The sequence below is a fragment of the Pseudanabaena sp. PCC 6802 genome (genome assembly GCF_000332175.1).
Taxonomy (GTDB): domain Bacteria; phylum Cyanobacteriota; class Cyanobacteriia; order Pseudanabaenales; family Pseudanabaenaceae; genus PCC-6802.
Map to the genome: position 1 here is coordinate 4,019,783 of NZ_KB235914.1, position 17,826 is coordinate 4,037,608.

The following is a 17,826-nucleotide window of genomic DNA, read 5'->3' on the forward strand; positions in this document are numbered from 1 at the left end:
ATAAAATAAAGGGGATATCATCATGACACTCAAAGTTGCAATTGCTGGGGCAGGACATATTGCTAACGTTCATGCCAAGGCTGTTACCAATCAGGGATGTGAAGTGGTAGCATTGATTGAAAAATTTCCAGACAAAGCTGCCGCTTTTGCCCAAAAGTTCCACATAAGACACCAATATTCCACATTAGAAGCAGCACTAGCTGAGGCAAAGTTTGACGCTTTAGTTATTGGTACCCCTAATTTCTTGCACGCTTCACAGGCGATCGCTGCTCTCAATGCTGGAGTGCCAGTGATGGTCGAAAAGCCAATGGCAATGAACGCTATTGAGGGCGAGCAAATGTTAGCGGCAAGCCTGAAATCAGGCACGGTGCTGATGGTAGCGCACTGCTGGCGCTTTGATGAAGAGGTACTATGGCTCAGAGCGCAGACTGATAAATTGGGTAAGATCGTCCGTACGAAGAGTTACGGCGTGCATACCCACTGGGGGCCAGGCGGTTGGTTCGTCCAGAAAGAATTTGCTGGGGGTGGTGCAATCGCGGATATAGGTATCCACGCACTCGATACAGCACGTTTCTTGCTCGGCGACCCGCAGCCTGTAAGCGTGTTTGCCCAGATTGGCACGCATTACCAGGATTTCGACGTGGACGACACTGGTCTTATCATCGTCAATTGGGATAGCGGTGCCACTTCGTATATCGAATCAGGCTGGTGGCAGCCTTATGCCGATGGGCCACAAGCCAGTACGCAGCTCTATGGAACGCAGGGTTTTGGCCAGCTCTTTCCCACTCGGTTGCTGCTTCCCAACCCGAAACCACAAAAAAGTTTTACTCAATTCCTTCCCAGTCGCCTGCGGTCGAGGCTAAGGAGTAAAGAAGTAGTGGAGGTTAAATCTGGTTTTCAGTTCCCACGCAAAGCACATTATCCACAGTCTATGTACGATCGACAGATGGCACATTTTTTTAAATGCATTCAAGCCAATTGCAATCCTATCTCCGAAGCAGTAGGCGGAGCAATTAACATGAAGGTTATTGATGCAGCTTATGAGAGCGCAAAAACGGGGAAAGCGATCGAGCTTTCTAGAATTGCACAGAGTAATTTTGAAAAATTATCGAACAGGATGTAATGGGACAGTTTATTCACTTCTTTCTCACCAAATTCAATGTCAGAAGTTTCCCGGAGCTGAAACCTGGCTGCGATCCTATCTGGCTTAATAGAAGGTTTGAACTGTTTGACAAGTTCTGCTTTCCATCCGTCCGCAGCCAGTCCAATCAAAATTTCAAGTGGTTGGTTTTCTTTGACATTGACACACCAGAGCCTTTTAAACAAAAAATATCAGAATACGTTCAAACATGGGGAAATTTTGTGCCAGTCTATCTTGACTGCCCATTACCCTATGGGGAATTTCCTGACGAGGTGAGGAAGGTAGTCAGTCAATACATTCCTGCTGATTGTGAATACCTGATTACAACCTGGCTTGATAACGACGATGCTATCCATAAAGATTACGTCCAAATGATTCAGGACAATTTCGATTGCCAGGATGGAGAAACTTTGAATTTCTTCTTTGGTTACCAGTTAGCTGAAGGCAGGCTTTACTTTGATTTTGAGCTTGCCAACCACTTCATTAGTTTAATTGAAAAATATAACCCGGAATCATTTAATACTTGCCTTTGCAGACCGCACAAGGAGCTATATAGGGTATGCAAATCTGCTAAGAAGATATTTTGCAAGCCAGTTTGGGTTGAAGTTGTCCATAACTCCAACTATATGAATGTTTATCGCAAAGGTTTTCGCGTACCACCTGGAGACATTTTAGATGAATTTTCGATTAAGGTAGAGAAGAAGAACGATCGCGCAATTCCATTTCTGCTCGAACAAGCTAAAATTGCAGTTTTCTTCCCCTACTACTTCCTTAGAAAGGTCTTTCTAAGAGTCAAGCACAAACAGCTTGAGGAGTTGACTATGAGTCGCTTCGAATTTAAGAACTATTGATACTTAAAATTAACAGGAATTCTACCTATGAAAATTCTCATTACTGGTGGAGCTGGCTTTATCGGCAAGTGGTTGATTGAGAAGATACCACCTGAAGTTGAGATTGTTGTCATAGACTCTCTAGACAAGCAAGTTCACCGCAAGTCTCAGGATTTTGCACCAGAGTTAATAGCACGTGCTAAATGCATTAAAGCCGACGTTCAAGAGATCGCCGATTACCGAGAGAGCGTAGAAGGGACGGATGTAATCGTTCATTTGGCAGCTCAAACTGGAACAGGTCAGTCAATGTATGAAATCAGCCGTTACGTGCAGGACAATGCAAATGGTACGGCAAAGTTACTTGAGTTGATTTCAGCGCTCGATCGCAAACCTCGTCGCATAGTCTTGTCTTCCAGTCGAGCAGTTTATGGTGATGGGGCTTATACCAACGGACAGAACGTCCTTTACCCCAAAGGGCGATCGCTAGAAAATTTACAACGAGGAATTTGGGAGGTTTGTGGCTCTGAAGGTGAAATATTAACGCCGTTGCCTATGCAGGAAACCCATCTCACCAAACCGACTTCTGTCTATGGCTTAACCAAACTATGGCAAGAGCAGTTACTAGAAAATTACTGCGAGAGCCAAGCGATCGATCTAGTGACGCTCCGTTTTCAGAATGTTTATGGCCCGAAGCAAGAACTAGGAAACCCATACACTGGGATTATTGGCATTTTCACCAATGCGATCTCGCAAGGCAGTCCGTTAGAAATTTTTGAAGATGGGCTGGTAACAAGAGATTTTGTATTCATCGGCGATGTTGCTGATGCTGTAATTAAATGTGTCGCTGACACAAGACCGCTGACCACTACTATTAATGTAGGTAGCGGTCGAGCTGTTACTCTGATCGAAGTAGTAGAAACCATCGCCCAGCTTTTGCATAAAAAAGCAGACTTTAGTGTCTCAGGGCGTTTCCGTGTAGGGGATGTTCGCCATGCTGTTGCTGACATGAATCACTATGAAACCATATTTGGGAAATGGCAACCCACATCTCTCAAAGCTGGACTAGCTCAATATCTTGAGTGGTATTTACATCAGGAGCCTCTTAACCCAAGTACTTTACAAGCATCATTAAAAGAAATGGAGCAGAAAGGTTTGTTATTAGCTAAACATACTTAGGCTCTGAAAAAGATGAAAGTTTTACACCTGAGTACTTCTGATGTTGACAACGGGGGGGCAAGAGCAGCTTACAGGTTACATCAAGGTCTACAATTGCTTGGCTGTTCTTCGCAAATGTTAGTGCGAGCTAAGTTCAGCCACGAAAATACGGTTATTGCCGAAAAGTCTTTACTAACCAAGCTAGCCCCCCCCATTTCTAGCTTTCCTCTGCGGATTTACCCCCAGCGTAATTCTGCCATGTTCTCGCCACAGTGGTTTCCTGATGTACTAGAAAGAAGAGTCAAGCAACTCAATCCAGACATCATCAACCTTCATTGGGTTTGTAATGGGTATCTGCAAATTGAAACGCTTCCGAAATTTAGCAAACCTTTAGTATGGACCCTTCACGATATGTGGCCCTTTACTGGAGGGTGTGACTATATCAGAGATTGCGAAAATTTTAAGGAATCTTGTGGAAATTGCCCGCAGCTACTAAGCAGATCGCCATGGGATCTTTCCCGTTGGGTATGGCAGCGAAAACATAAATCTTGGAAAAATGTAAACCTGACTGTTGTTGCAACTTCCTCATGGATGGCAGATTGCGCTCGATCGAGCTCGCTGTTCCAACATCTACGCATAGAAACAATTCCCCTTGGTCTTGATACGGAAAAATATAGGCTGATCGACAAACAGGTAGCCCGCAACTTACTAAATCTGCCTCAAGATAAACAACTCGTGCTTTTCGGTGCAGTTAACGCCACCTCAGATCGAAGAAAAGGATTTCAGCTATTGCTGCCAGCTCTACAGCAACTTAGCAGTAGTGGATGGCAAGATCGTCTAGAACTAGTTGTTTTTGGTTCGTCAACGCCAGAACAATCGATTGATTTGGGTTTCAATACTCACTATCTGGGATTCGTACATGATGACATCGCGTTGGCATTAATCTATGCAGCAGCAGATGTAGCGATCGTGCCATCAATTCAGGAGGCATTTGGACAAACTGCTTCTGAGTCTCTCTCCTGTGGTACCCCTGTTGTTGCTTTTAATACAACTGGACTGAAAGATATTGTCGATCACAAAAAGAATGGGTATCTTGCCACCCCTTTTGAAATTGAAGATCTGGCTAAAGGAATTGTTTGGGTTCTGGAAGACGTAGAACGCCATCAAAAATTGCAGGACTCTGCCCGGGAGACAGGTTTACGGGACTTTGCTTCTAAAATTCAAGCTCGCCGCTATCTAACCTTATACGAAGAGATTTTAGGCGGCAGTAAACCAGGACGTACATAAGTACAGAGAAATATTGCTAGCTAAGTTTATGAAGTTAAATTCTCTACGATCGCATTTAAAGGCACTGCGGCCAAGACAATGGACAAAAAATTTAGTTGTATTTGCTGCACCTCTGTTTGCTTTTGAAATTTCAACTAAATCACTATTTGGAGGCTTATTGGCATTCTGCCTTTTTTGCGCAGCTTCTAGTAGTTTTTACCTGCTTAACGATATTTTTGATGTCAAATCCGATCGCCAGCACCCGGTTAAATGTAAACGCCCAATAGCATCTGGTGCCGTAGCAATTCCAACTGCGATCGCCATGGCAGCGATCCTCTTAATAACTGCACTGGCTATAGGTTGGTGGAATTCAACAGGTTTAGGGTTAGCAATTCTTTGTTATGCCCTTTTGCAGGTTGCCTATAACCTCCGGCTCAAACATACAGTAATTTTGGATGTTATCGCGATCTCAAGTGGATTTATTCTCAGAGCATTTGCGGGTGCTGCCGCTACCGATATTGTACTGTCTTCTTGGTTCCTGCTCTGTACTGCCATGCTAGCTCTATTTTTAGGAATTGAGAAGCGAAAAGCAGAGCTGAGACTTTCAGAGCTAAGAGGCGGTAAATCTCGTTCAGTTCTCCATCGTTATTCTCTTCCCTTGCTAAGCAGAATGGAAAGTGTCGTAACCAATGGCACGATTATTACCTATGCACTGTGGAGTTCTGGCCCCTTGGTGCGAGGTGCCTCTACAGCTTGGATGATGTTGACATTACCTTTTGTGTTGTATGGAGTCTTTCGCTATCAATTGCTAAGCGATCCCCAGGAGATCGCTCGCCGTAACAATGAGAGTGAAAGTGGAGGACAAACTGAGCGCCCAGAAGAAGTTCTACTGGGTGATAAGCCATTATTGCTAACCGTAATGGCTTGGGTAGCAACAACGTTTAGTATTTTATTTTTAAAACGATATGGATATATATCCTGAATATTTTCTGACAGCCAGAGTGATAGCAATCTGCAGGCTGTTTAAGAGACAATACTTTGAGGTGTATGCCAACTTACCTTTTGTGAAGAGTAAATGTTAAATAGTTTAACTATCATCCTCAAAAAACTCCTGTTCTTTATTCCACAATTCTCATTACGGCAATCAAGTGAGAGAATTCAAAAGAGGCAAGCGGCATATCTTCCAAGTCAGGCAGATATATTAGCTTCTATCGATCTGAGTTGCTTAATATCATTTGGAATTTGTGGGGTTATTCTCGACCTGGATAATACCATTGTCTCTGAAGACGATCGCTACCTGTCTCCCAATGCCGAAATTTGGATCGAGCAAGCCAAGGGTAACAACATCAAATTTTTTTTGTTGTCGAATGGTAAGAAGCGTTATCGTGTCGAATATTGGTCGGCACGTTTGGATATACCAGCGATCAGCCCAGCTAGAAAACCGTTCCCTAAAGCATTTCGAAGAGCTATAAAGCATATGCAGCTTCAACCCAAACAGGTTGCTGTAATTGGAGATAGCCGCCATACTGACGTTTTGGGGGCATGGCTGGCGGGGTGTACGAGCATTCAAGTTGCGTCCCTACCCCATCCACCTCGTTGGTGGGAAAAACTGCTAGGAAAATACGTGCAAAAACCTTATCCTAAAGGTCTTAGTCTTTGGAATTTTTAACCATTTGACTCCTACAAGCGAAATTGAGTTTTCTCATGCCAAGTTATCTTTTACCGAGTTTACTGATTCTGATCACCGTTGGGTTAAATACTTTAGCACAATATCTGCTAAAACTCGGCTCTGGTCAAAATCTCCTGAACCTCTACTTAGTGGGGGGACTTTTTGCTTATGGATTAAGCACAATTTTCTATATCCTGGTTTTGGGTAAATTAAATTTATCTGTTGCCTATCCTATTGCAATTGGGTTGACTGTTACGTGCACCACCATTACTGGTGCAACTCTTCTAGGAGAAAAGGTAACTACTGTACAATGGTTTGGCATAGGGTTGATGTTAAGTGGGATTTCTGCAATCGCTTCTGGAGTCAAACAATAATTAACTTGCTACTCTCGATTAATTTGTGCAACAGCAGAAATAGCAATTATTGATTATGATCGATCCTTTAGCTCAGCACGAATCGCAAGAAGAGAAACAATTAAAATTACCCCTAAAACAAACATCAAAATTTCATGGGTTTGATTTTTTGCGTGCCATTTTTTCAGTTGCAATAGTAGCAGATCACGCTGGTCTTTTTACTTTAGCAACTGTGCAAGGAGTAGATACGCTAACGAACCTGCTATATGGCAATTTTAGTTATCTTGCCGTTCCAACTTTTTTTCAAATTTCTCTCTTTTTGTTTTATTTCAAAAGTAAAAAAGTAGAGTTTCGTAGATTTTTTCAAAAAAGAATTATTAGACTGATCTCTCTTTATCTTTTTTGGGTTAGTCTTTTTGTATTGCTGAGGTTTTTATTTAAAGGAGGAAATGCTGGAACTGCTCAATTTGCACCTATATCAGTAAGGGGATGGATAGAATTTATTGTAAGTGGTTGTAATTCCCCATTTTACTTCTTTTTTTCACTAATTTTCACAACCATTCTCGCAGCTCTTATAGCTTTATTTTTTAAAGCCTCGGAAAATAATTCAATAAGAGTGATTTACTTTTTGTTTGTTATCTCTTGTATTCTAATATTTCTCTTTTCGATATTCGATCCAATTATTAGTAATAGTTATATTGGCGATCGAGAATCATCGCTTGTACAGACAATATCCGGTATTGCTCAGTGGGATTATAATCCCCTCAATTTCCTACCCTATGTTTTTAGCGCTGCTATTGTTGTACATGAGTTGGATCGGGGCAAGCTTGAAGAAATAACTCCACTATTCCAACTGAAACTATGGAGTTTATTAACCTTATTTTTAATATTTACTTTGTTAGAGTGGATACTACTTGCAAGTTTAGTTCACTATTCCAGACTGTCGCTTGTTTTTGGTTCTTGGCTCCTCTTGTACCTTGCCTTGCTAACAACTAGGCAAGTCCCTTGTGTTGTTAAACTAATCTCAGACTGTTCTTTGGGACTCTACGCACTTCATTTATTTTTTACACATATTCTCTTTGCGGAGAATACAAGCTTTCTGCACGCACTTAGCGCTCTAGTCCCCGGTCTAGATATATTAGTCGAGTTCTTACTGGCTTTAATCGGTTCGATTGCCCTAACACTTCTTCTAAAGAAGATCGAAGGTTTGAAAAATTTTGTTTAAAGTATTAAGTAGTTAAAATTTTAGGGCTTAGGAGTAGTTACTGCGTCACTGCGATTGAATAACTGAAATATTAAATATAATGAACCCTCGATTAATTCTAAAATCTATAATATGGTGCTATCAAAAGTATAGATTAGGTGCAATTGGACAAAAAACCAATGTGAGTGTTTTTGCCGACTTTCTTGGCGACAGAAAAAAAATATTTTTGGGGCAAGAGATCACAATATGTAAGTATGCCACTTTGGAAGTCGATCCGTCGGATACCGATCGCTCGAAGATTATTATTGGCGATCGCACGCTAATTAGTTCATTTGCAATTCTTCGTACCTATGGCGGCACGATTAAAATCGGAAGCTCATCTTTTGTGAATTCCTTCTCGGTGCTCTATGGACATGGAGATCTCACAATTGGCAACGGTTGTTTGATCGGGCCGCAAGTAACAATCGTTCCAGTCAACTATGGTTTTCAAGACCGCAATATCCCGTTTAGGGAACAAATTCCCAGCTTAAAAGGAATTGTAATTGAAGATGATGTATGGATTGGCGCAGGAGTAACAATTTTAGATGGGTGCATAGTTGGAAAAGGTTCTGTTATTGGCGCGGGAGCAGTAGTAACTAAAAGTGTGGAACCTTACTCAATAGTTGCTGGCGTTCCAGCCAAGAAAATCGGGAGCCGAGAGTAAACAAGATCGGGTGAAGATGAACGGGATAAACGGAAAAGTAATGAATTTAAAGTTAGTGACTTTACCACTGGTAAAGCATATTCGCCAGTATCGGATCGATATTGCGATCGCTATAAGTTTGTCGATTGCGATCGCAATTGCCACCTATTTCGGTACCTATGCAATTCCTGACCCCATTTTTACCGATTTTTACGCTCAAGATGTCTGGTTCGGCAGCGATATTCCCACTGTGTTTGGGAATATCACTAGTGTAAACAGCGATTTTGGCCGCAATAACAAGCATCCCCTGTTTCCTCTGCTAGTCTTTCCATTAGTCTTTGCCGTAAGTAAGCTTTTTCACCTCGAGCCGCTCTCAGCAGCGAGAATTGTAGCGGTTGGTGTGTCCGTGCTGTGGGTTAGCTCGCTCTATGCTCTATTCAGAGTTATGGGCTGCTATCGACTCGATGCCACTTTATTTAGTCTCGTAGGTGCAGTCAGTGCGGCAGGAATTTTTTGGCTCGTCATTCCCGAATCGTTTTCCTTTGGCTCTCTAACTATTATCCTGGGCTTAGTATTTGTTGCTTTAACCCAATTTCGTTCGCTGTCTACTGCTTGGTACGTTGCAGTCAATGTCCTCACGGTTAGCATTACGATCACAAATTGGATGGTTGGGATTCTCGCTACGTTTGCAAATCATCGCTGGCGCAAAATGCTTCAGATCCTGGCTATTTCTTTACTAGTAGCAACAGGGCTATGGATTTTGCAACGGATTGTCTTTACCAATTCTGGCTTTCCTTTCCAGCCTGGAACTTTTATTGGGGAAAAGAAATTCATCTCTACTCCTGGTAAGGGTGGCATTCTGGCAGTCATGAGTGCGATCTTTTTCCAAACTATGGTCATGCCAGCCACCCAGATTGTGGACTTTCCCATTCGCCCCGATTGGATAAAGTTTGATGTTAATACCCTGGCTCCGGCATCGGGAAGTTGGTGGGGGGCGATCGCCGTGTTTAGCTGGACGGCGTTACTTGGCTTGGGCGTGTGGGGCTTCTTTACGACCAAACAGCAACCTAAACTACGCCTGGTTCTAGGATTGACCCTCATTGCCCAGGTTCTTATGCATAGCATCTATGGTGTGGAAGAAACATTCCTCTATTCTCTCCACTTCATTCCTCTGTTGCTTACCCTAGCAGCATTTGGTCTGTTTACTCGCCTTCGTTTACTCAGTCTTCTCCTGGTTGCCACCTTGATCGTTAGTGCCGGGATGAATAACCGATCGCAGTTTAGTGCGGCTGCCGCTACCCTCTGGGATTACGGTACTCCCCAGCAGCAAGTCAAAGCCCAAATGAAATTGCGATCGTCCGATCCCTGGCCGCGCGGTGCAGGACATGTAGTGTTGGCACAGCCCGGCAGCACTCCAGAGCATAAGGCTTTCCACGAACCAGGTGGTAGTTTTAGCCCACAACCAGGTAGTTTCGGCGTTTCAATCTGGGTGGTTGACCCTCAAGGTAATCTCAAAGCCACTAGCGACAGTATTCCTCTCAGCGAAATCCAACAGCAATTCACCGACCTTTCTGCCCAGAACGTTCCGGGGATCTTAACTAAAACCAAATATTACGAAGCATCTTGGTCGGCACCGCGATTGGGTAATTGGCTGCTTAACCTTAAATCGCTAGCTGGTAATCAAGATCGGTTAGTCGTTGCAATCCGCAGCGTTGGACCAGCGGGTGGAGCAATTCCATCCCTTGATTGGGATGGCAATCGCCTCTCAATCGGCGATCGCTGGATCGTCAACGATATAACCAAGCAGGCAAAGGTTTATTTAGGTAGCGAAAATACAGCGGGTTGGAGCCGCGAGCAATCCTCCCGTTCTCGCTGGGAAGACCCATATGGATGGGGGTACGCTCGCATTGAGCTTAACCCTGGAGAAAGTAGTAACCTTCTGATTAGCGATCGTCGGACTAGTCCAGACACGACATCACCAGTGACTGGGGTGACATCCAGTTTAAGCCTGGAATTGCCAGATGTACAATTTACCGATAGCCTAAAGGCTCAGGTCAGCCATCTGATGATGGGGCTTGCAGGTAACCGCACGTACCCCAGCGATCCTATTAGTTATCCCCTACCTCGATTCCGCGATGGAGCTTACCAAATGGTGGCTCTAGCTCGAGCTGGAAAAGTTGAGCTTGCCAAGCAGCTATCTTCCTACTTTGCCGAAAATGATTTCTTCAACGGCAACCTACCAGAAACAGATATCCCAGCCTTGGGGATTTGGGCACTTGAAGAGGTAGCGATCGCGATCGAGCAACCGGACTACGATCGCTGGCTCTGGCCGCATGTACAACGTAAAGCTAAATTAATCGAGGATATGCTGTCGAGTAATCGACCAGGCTACCCTGTCTTAATGAACGCCAAATCTCCACTCGCGGAAAATCCCGATCTTGTCAGAGTCGATCTGATAGCGGGTAAGATGGAGAGCGTACCTGGTGCCATCAGCCTCGACCCTGCTGCCAATGCCATGAGCTATCGCGCCTTGCTCGATGCGGCAGATCTTGCCGATCGCATGAAACAGCCCGATGATGCCAAGCGCTGGCGATCGCGAGCAGAGCAATTAAAATCTGCGTGGCAAAAAGCCAATCAAACTGGCACTGCCGACCTGACAAATAGTCTCTGGCCGAGTGGAATTGCGGAAGGCGATCGCGCCACTCTAACCCAGAAATTCCAAGAACGTTGGGAAGCATCCCGAGATGCTACGGGAACTTTTCGCCAAAATCCGCCTTCCATGCAGGCTCAACTCTCAGAGGCGCATCAATGGTTGTTGCTGGGCAGGCCAGAACGATTATGGGTAAGCCTCAAGTCCGCTTGGCACAATCAGGCATCACCAGGTTTATATACCTGGTGGGGCGATCCCGATGGGCTGGGAAAAGAGATATTGCCCAAGAGCTTTTCGCAATGGCAGCGCTTGCGGGGATGGAGCGATCGAAGCGATCTGACACCTCATTATTGGACAACAGCAGAGATGTTGCTGCTGCAGCTAGATATGTTGGCTTATGTCGATCGTTCAACGAGTTCGCCGACTTTGATCCTTGGAGCAGGCATTCTACCAGTATGGCTAAAACAGCCCATAAGTGTCAAAGGTCAATTGGTTGAGGGCAATTTAGTTAATTGGGCTTGGGACGGAAAGCAAGTGACAGTACAAATTAAAGGTAAACCGATGAAGGTAAAAGCTGGTAATGGGTTTCCTGCCGGGACACAAGTAAAAGTGGAACATTTACCCAAAAAACTTCCTCAACCAACATGAAAACCAAGGTGATTAAGGATCTGTTTGACAAACGCTATCCTCAGAGCCTGCTTGTGCGCTAGCTTGAGAATAGGCCACTGTTGGCTGCGGCAGGTAAACTGGTTGTAGAGCTTCTGAGCTACTAAAAGATAGACAGATAAATGAGTATTGCATCAAAATCAACATCTAAGTCAAAAGGAAGTGTTAACAACGTAAACTTGACCCTACTTGGAGTCGGTACTGCTCTCTTTCCTAGAGTGCTTACCGCACTAAAGATACCTTCTTTAATTAACTTTCTGCACTTTGCCGCAGTTCCATTCGCCTGTGGGTCGGTATTGCTTAAGTCTCGTATTACAGATCCAAAGCAGCGTGCCATTTCAGAAAATCTTTTATTCAGTTTATTTCTTTTTTTAATAGTTGTCTTTGCCAGTACTCTCCTAAATGAAGCTGGAATTATTAATGGAGTTTTGGACTACTTATTACTAACAGAACCATTTATTTTGATTCTCACGATTGTCAGCATTCCCATGACGCCTGAAAGCTACCAACGCTTTCGGGATTGGGTTTTGCAAGCTGCTCTAATCAACATGCTGTTTGCTTATGTCCAGAAATATGTATTTCGAATGGATAAACTGATTGGTCTTGAAGATAATATTAAGGGAATTTTTATAGGACAGGGGGCAGGACATGTCATTGGTGGTTCTGTAGCAATGACTTTTGCAGCTTATTACTTTGTCAGTGCGAAGAACAAACCTCTCTGGTTTCGCATTGTCATTCTTTTGGCTTGCCTCAACCAACTTATTATTTCAGATACTAAACAGGTGTTAATATCATTTGGTTTGGGCTATGTACTCCTGTATTTTCTCAATCTCAAGGATATAGTGAAAGCTCTAACATATTTGATCCTTGGAGCTGTCTTTTTTAGTATCTTCTACTGGGCTATCTATAATATTGAATATCTATCAAGCTATACAGTTTGGATTAGACCAGAACTCTATGGATCGGATGGAGAAGCAACCCAATTAAAATTCGCAACTTTTCGCATTGTCCCTCAATATTTTCATTCTCCTCTCAACTGGTGGCTTGGCTTGGGACCCGGTCACACCGTTGGGCGATTGGGAGGATGGATGTTGGAGACTTACTGGAATTTATTGGCACCCCTAGGAGCCACCATACATCCTGCTAGTAAAGCGATTTGGGTCGCGGTAAGTAAAAGTTGGTTGGGCGATCAATCCAGCATGTTTTCCCCTCTATTTGGTTGGGCAGGCATCTGGGGAGATTTAGGCCCACTGGGGTTAATAGCCTACTTTTATATGGCGTTTGTAGTCTGGCGTTTTGTTTGCGTGACCGACATGTCTAAATACCTCATGTTAACGGTATTTGCCTTTGGTCTGATCTTCTCCCAACTTGAGGAGCCGGGGTATACCCTTTTTGTCGCTAGCATGATTGGGTTAGGCTGGCAGGATAGTAGAATTGCTGAGGAAACCAAGCTTGCACCTAATGTTTAGCACTTTTTGACTTCGAGGACTTATTGATAAAACTGGGTTGGTAATTCAGGGTAAGTTAAAAGTGTGAAGGATTCTTAACACAATAGCCGTAATGACAATTTGCACGATCACCTGAATGGGGGACTGCTCGTTTCCACCTCCTTCGCCCCCTCCTGTTTGAGCCAATGCAGGGTAAGAAATACTCAGAAACAGCATAAACGCAAGCAAAAATTTGAATCTAGAATACATCAAACTCAAAAGTTATTGATTACTAAACGATGCTAAACCTAATAAGGATGCTGCCATCTAATTCATGATGTGTCAAGAGTTGAGAATGTGCGATCGATAATTTCAAATGCGAATATTCTATGGGGGTTCAGTTTTGATACAGTTAAAACTAGTAAGGTGGTAAAGGCATGTCTGAAATCAGTCCCCGCGTTGCTTTTTTTATTGGCTCTTTTGGTGGCGGTGGAATTGAGCGTATTACTGCTCGTCTTGCCCATAATTTTGTGAAGTTAGGCATAAAAATTGATTTAATCCTTAATCGGAGCGAAAGCCCTCATCTATGGAGAATGCCAACAGAAACGCGGGTTATCGATCTTAAAACTCCTAATTTATACATGAGTTTACCTGGACTAGTTCGATACATAAAACAAGAGCGACCGACTGCTTTACTAGCAGCCGATCATTACTTGAATGAGATTGCCCTGCTGGCAAAACGCATTTCTGGAGTGCCGTTGCAGTTAGTTGTAGCCGAACACAACCAACTTTCCAAAACAGCTCGAAATGCAACCACATGGAAAGGACGATTAGCTCCCGTGTTTGCACGGTTGTTGTATCCCTGGGCTGATGGAATAGTAGCTGTTTCTCAAGGAGTTGCCAAAGATCTTGCTAGTACGGCTGCTATACCTTTAGAAAGCATTCACACGATCTACAACCCAGTCATTAATTCTGAAATGTTGGCAAATGCAAAAGAGTCCGTAGAACACCCCTGGTTTAAGTCAAAAGAGATACCAGTTATCTTAGGTGTTGGCAAGCTGGAACAGCAAAAAGATTTTCCTAACCTGATTCATGCTTTTGCCAGAGTACGTCAACTTAAGCGCGCACGCCTCGTCATCCTGGGTTGGGGACCAGATCGCCCAGAACTAGAATCACTAATCAAAAAGTTGGATTTGCAAGATGATATAGATCTCCCAGGATATATACAAAATCCTTATGCTTACATGGCGCGATCTTCAGTATTCGTACTATCATCAGCTTGGGAGGGGTTGCCCACAGTCTTGATCGAGGCAATGGCGTTAGGTACACCTGTGGTATCTACCGATTGCGAGAGTGGCCCCTCTGAGATCCTGGCAAATGGCGAGTATGGCTATTTGACTCCGGTGGGTGACAGTGAAGCTCTTGCAGATTCAATTTTAAAAGTTCTATCAGGTAATCTAAAGTCAATTGCTCCAAACTGGCTCGACCAATTTGGTCTAGAGGTTGCCACTCAAAGATATCTCGATGTGTTAGGGATTACTACCACTTGTCCAGCTATCAATTGCTGATATTAAAGAACCTTAGACGATATCTCAAATGATGCGTTTATTTTTTCCAATATAAAATATATTGCGCTAAAATTAAAAATATAGTATCGGAGTTTAGTTTATGTTACTCACAAAACTTTCTATTAGTGAAAAACTCGCTATCAAAGAATACTACGATTCCTACGGTTATGTGATTATTGAGAATCTGTTGAGTCAATCTAAAATTGAGGAATTCCTCATCTCTTACGAAATAGTCAAGCACTCAAGTTCCTTTGTATTTTTTAGTCAGGATACGCATCTTCCGAGCCGACCAAGACTAACTCCAGAAGGTTTCATTGAAAATTCGATGTTAAATCCTGCAAGTTTAAAACTTTGGAAACAGTTTTCGCAATCTGTGGAAGAATGTCTGGTAGATGAGGGTATCACTACAGCACTTAGCATTCTTTCAGGAGTATCTAAGCATGTAATGATGCAAAATATGTTTTTTGATAAGTCAACAGGAACAATCGAACATCAAGATCACTACTATCTAGACTCGGATCCACCAGGTAGAATGATAGCTGTTTGGTATGCTTTAGAGGATATCCACAAAGATGCTGGTTGCTTTTTTGTGCTACCTGGTAGCCATAAGGGTAAAGTAGTACAGAGAAAGAGTGCATCAAACTTTTCAGATCACGATGCCTTTGTAAAAGAAATTGCACATTTGATTAATGAGGGCAAATATGAATATCGCAGTTTTCCCCTAAAAAAAGGGGACGTACTTTTCTGGCACCCATACACCATTCATGGAGCATATAACAATCGCGATCCGCGTTTCAGTCGCAAGTCGCTAACTGCTCACTATTATCCAGCTAATTTGAATCCCCTTTATGCAGGTACAATCCCAACCGTTAGAAAAACATCTAATTCAAACATTTCAATCTTGGGTAGCGAACGAGAATGCTATGTGTCCAATGTCATGCACTACGTAAGATATATAGCAAATTATATAAGAGGTAGGGGTCCTGATTATGATATGCGCAGGAATAGCTATGAATAAATATGGGAACTACTTTAAACTTGATAGTAATTGAGAGACCTTTAGCAAATAGCTCCCATAAGTTGAGGTAAGTTTAGTGTGAAGTTAGCCATTTTGTTTTGGTTTTATAAAGAGCCAGATATTTGTAAGAATCGTCTGGAACTCCTGCGTCAACATAATCCTACAATTCCTATTTATGGTGTTTATGGAGGCGATCCATCTGCTGCGGACCAATACAAACTTCAATTAGATCGATACCTCGACGACTTTTATGCATTTACTGAGGATAAGGATTCTCTTTGGAAGTGGCTTCAAGGAGATCTAATGTTAGCACATTGGTATCGAGAGCGTGGTAACCACCTATCTTGGGATACGGTGGTGGTCATTCAGTGGGATATGCTGGTTTTCGGTGCTATTGACCAACTTTTTGCTATGCTCAAGCCAGATCAGATCTTGCTATCAGGACTTAGACCGATCGCGGAAGTTGAGAATGACTGGATGTGGGTAACCCCAAAAATTCCAGCTAATAGAAATCAATATATGAAATTTTTAGAGTACGTCGGCAAGAAATATAGCTATCGCCAAGATCCCATGGGGTGTATTTTTATTGTTGCATGCATGCCAAGGATTTTTCTGGAGGCTTATTCAAAGATAGAGCAGCCAGAGCTAGGATTTCTCGAATATAGAATTCCAATATACGCTCAGATATTTGACATTCCCTTTTGCGAGAATCATCCTTTTGAAGCTTGGTGGGTAGATGGCGATCCAAAATTTCACGCTCGAAATTCGATTCAGCGAGCTATTAACTTATTGCACCTCAGGTTAAATCCTAATTCACTGAATCCGACTCGCAGTGACATTTCTTTAATCCCGATATGCAGGCATTTGAGCCATAAGAAAGGTTCTAGAATTTTCCATCCTTATCAATATCTGTTTCCCCTAAAGAAACAACATTGGCCAGGGGCTTTACTGCGTGAGTTTAGGAGGGATTTTGATTGGCTAGCCCAGAAATTAGTCGCTCGGAATTAAATTTTGCGAAATTAATTGTTGCGTGAAATGAAAAATACTGATAGTCCTTGTATTGCCTGGCTTCTCCCAGTAGCTTGGTTTTACTGGCAACCTTCTCTAGTCGAATTTACTCGATTCTTTCCCAATACAACTATATTCACGGGTCTCTTTCCTGGATTTGTCAAGGGGTCAGAAGAACAGCTTAAGATTGAAGTAGTTGGACAGTTCAGGGTAATTGAAATCAATCGGGATAAGGGTAGTTATGGTGATAACTTTACCTATTTATCACCGAAAATTATTGGGCATTTGCTGAGGCTTAGACCACAAGTCATTTTCTCCAGTTCGTTTGGAGTTTGGACAATTTTGGCTCTATTGCTAAAGCTTCTATTTTGGTGGAGAGTTATCATTGCCTATGAAGGTAGTTCTCCAGGAGTTGATTATCGTAATTCGGCGTTAAGATTGTTTGTGCGCCGGTTAATGGTTTGGCTAGCTGATGCCTATATTACCAACAGTCAGGCTGGCAGTGCGTATTTAATTGACATATTAAAGGCTAAGAAAGATCGTGTTTTTGTTCAACCATATGAAATTCCAGACGAGCGAACTTTACCTGGTAGTGCTGAAGTCAAAGAGCCAAAGGCACTGGAATTACAGCGTCCGGTCTTTTTGTTTGTTGGGCACGTGATTCCTCGTAAAGGACTGCCTCTACTATTACAAGCTTGTGCTATGTTGCAAGCTAGAGGTTATGAACAATATACTTTACAGATAGTGGGAGATGGTTCGCAGCAGCAAGAATTGAAGGCTTTTTGTCAGGAGCATCACTTAAGCGATCGCGTGCAATGGGCAGGACGAGTCGCCTATGACAGCATTGGCAATTATTTTCATAATGCAGATGTTTTTGTCTTCCCGACACTGGAAGATACTTGGGGGGTAGTAACTTTGGAGGCAATGCTACTGGGCAAGCCAATCCTCTGTTCTCAAGGGGCGGGCACCTCCGAACTAGTCGTTCATGGTGAGAATGGTTATGTGTTTGCACCCGACGATCCCGATAAGCTAGCCGATTTGATGCAGAAGTTCTTGAACGAGCCAGACTTAATTCCCGCTATGGGTGAGCGATCGAAACAGATTATGGCTCAGTACACCCCAGTAGCAGCAGCCCAATGCCTAGCTGAGATTACCAAGTTGGTGATGACCAATTAACCCAAGCTCCTAA

15 protein-coding genes are annotated in these 17,826 nt (G+C 43.1%); all 15 read left to right on the plus strand.

Annotation, left to right across the window (positions count from 1 at the left end; translation table 11 throughout):
* Positions 1–22 precede the first annotated feature (22 nt).
* The 15 genes from PSE6802_RS0124565 (at position 23) to PSE6802_RS0124640 (ending at position 17,813) form a co-directional block, all read left to right on the plus strand.
* On the plus strand, positions 23–1,123 hold the full coding sequence (locus PSE6802_RS0124565) for a Gfo/Idh/MocA family protein (protein WP_019502666.1): 1,101 nt from the start codon (positions 23–25) through the stop codon (positions 1,121–1,123).
* Entirely contained in the window at positions 1,123–1,992 is an 870-nt protein-coding gene (locus PSE6802_RS0124570; protein ID WP_019502667.1) for a glycosyltransferase, read from the plus strand. The genes PSE6802_RS0124565 and PSE6802_RS0124570 overlap by 1 nt, the downstream gene beginning before the upstream one ends.
* Positions 1,993–2,019: 27 nt before the next feature.
* Entirely contained in the window at positions 2,020–3,147 is a 1,128-nt protein-coding gene (locus PSE6802_RS0124575) for an NAD-dependent epimerase/dehydratase family protein (protein WP_019502668.1), read from the plus strand.
* Positions 3,148–3,159: 12 nt separating this feature from the next.
* Positions 3,160–4,413, plus strand: a complete 1,254-nt coding sequence (locus PSE6802_RS0124580; protein ID WP_019502669.1) for a glycosyltransferase family 4 protein — start codon at positions 3,160–3,162, stop codon at positions 4,411–4,413.
* 28 nt (positions 4,414–4,441) lie between these two features.
* The gene (locus PSE6802_RS0124585; protein WP_019502670.1) at positions 4,442–5,374 is read left to right on the plus strand and encodes a decaprenyl-phosphate phosphoribosyltransferase; all 933 of its coding nucleotides are present in this window, start codon (positions 4,442–4,444) and stop codon (positions 5,372–5,374) included.
* 93 nt (positions 5,375–5,467) lie between these two features.
* Complete coding sequence (locus tag PSE6802_RS0124590; protein ID WP_019502671.1) at positions 5,468–6,061, plus strand: YqeG family HAD IIIA-type phosphatase; 594 nt, start codon at positions 5,468–5,470, stop codon at positions 6,059–6,061.
* A 35-nt stretch (positions 6,062–6,096) separates the two neighbouring features.
* Positions 6,097–6,435, plus strand: a complete 339-nt coding sequence (locus PSE6802_RS0124595) for an SMR family transporter (protein WP_019502672.1) — start codon at positions 6,097–6,099, stop codon at positions 6,433–6,435.
* Positions 6,436–6,490: 55 nt separating this feature from the next.
* Positions 6,491–7,639, plus strand: a complete 1,149-nt coding sequence (locus PSE6802_RS0124600) for an acyltransferase family protein (RefSeq protein WP_019502673.1) — start codon at positions 6,491–6,493, stop codon at positions 7,637–7,639.
* Between the two features lie 160 nt (positions 7,640–7,799).
* On the plus strand, positions 7,800–8,321 hold the full coding sequence (locus tag PSE6802_RS35665) for an acyltransferase (RefSeq protein WP_318655549.1): 522 nt from the start codon (positions 7,800–7,802) through the stop codon (positions 8,319–8,321).
* A gap of 40 nt (positions 8,322–8,361) precedes the next feature.
* On the plus strand, positions 8,362–11,598 hold the full coding sequence (locus PSE6802_RS0124610) for a glycosyltransferase family protein (protein WP_019502675.1): 3,237 nt from the start codon (positions 8,362–8,364) through the stop codon (positions 11,596–11,598).
* A gap of 140 nt (positions 11,599–11,738) precedes the next feature.
* Positions 11,739–13,085: a hypothetical protein gene (locus PSE6802_RS0124615; RefSeq protein ID WP_019502676.1), complete on the plus strand. Its 1,347-nt coding sequence runs from the start codon at positions 11,739–11,741 to the stop codon at positions 13,083–13,085.
* A 395-nt stretch (positions 13,086–13,480) separates the two neighbouring features.
* Positions 13,481–14,611 (plus strand): glycosyltransferase, encoded by a 1,131-nt coding sequence (locus tag PSE6802_RS0124625; protein WP_019502678.1) that lies wholly within the window; start codon positions 13,481–13,483, stop codon positions 14,609–14,611.
* Between the two features lie 100 nt (positions 14,612–14,711).
* A complete protein-coding gene (locus tag PSE6802_RS0124630) occupies positions 14,712–15,629 on the plus strand; it encodes a phytanoyl-CoA dioxygenase family protein (RefSeq protein WP_019502679.1) in 918 nt (305 codons plus the stop codon).
* Between the two features lie 78 nt (positions 15,630–15,707).
* Positions 15,708–16,637, plus strand: a complete 930-nt coding sequence (locus PSE6802_RS0124635) for a hypothetical protein (RefSeq protein WP_019502680.1) — start codon at positions 15,708–15,710, stop codon at positions 16,635–16,637.
* Positions 16,638–16,664: 27 nt separating this feature from the next.
* Positions 16,665–17,813, plus strand: coding sequence for a glycosyltransferase family 4 protein (locus PSE6802_RS0124640; RefSeq protein WP_019502681.1), 1,149 nt, complete (start codon positions 16,665–16,667; stop codon positions 17,811–17,813).
* Positions 17,814–17,826 lie beyond the last annotated feature (13 nt).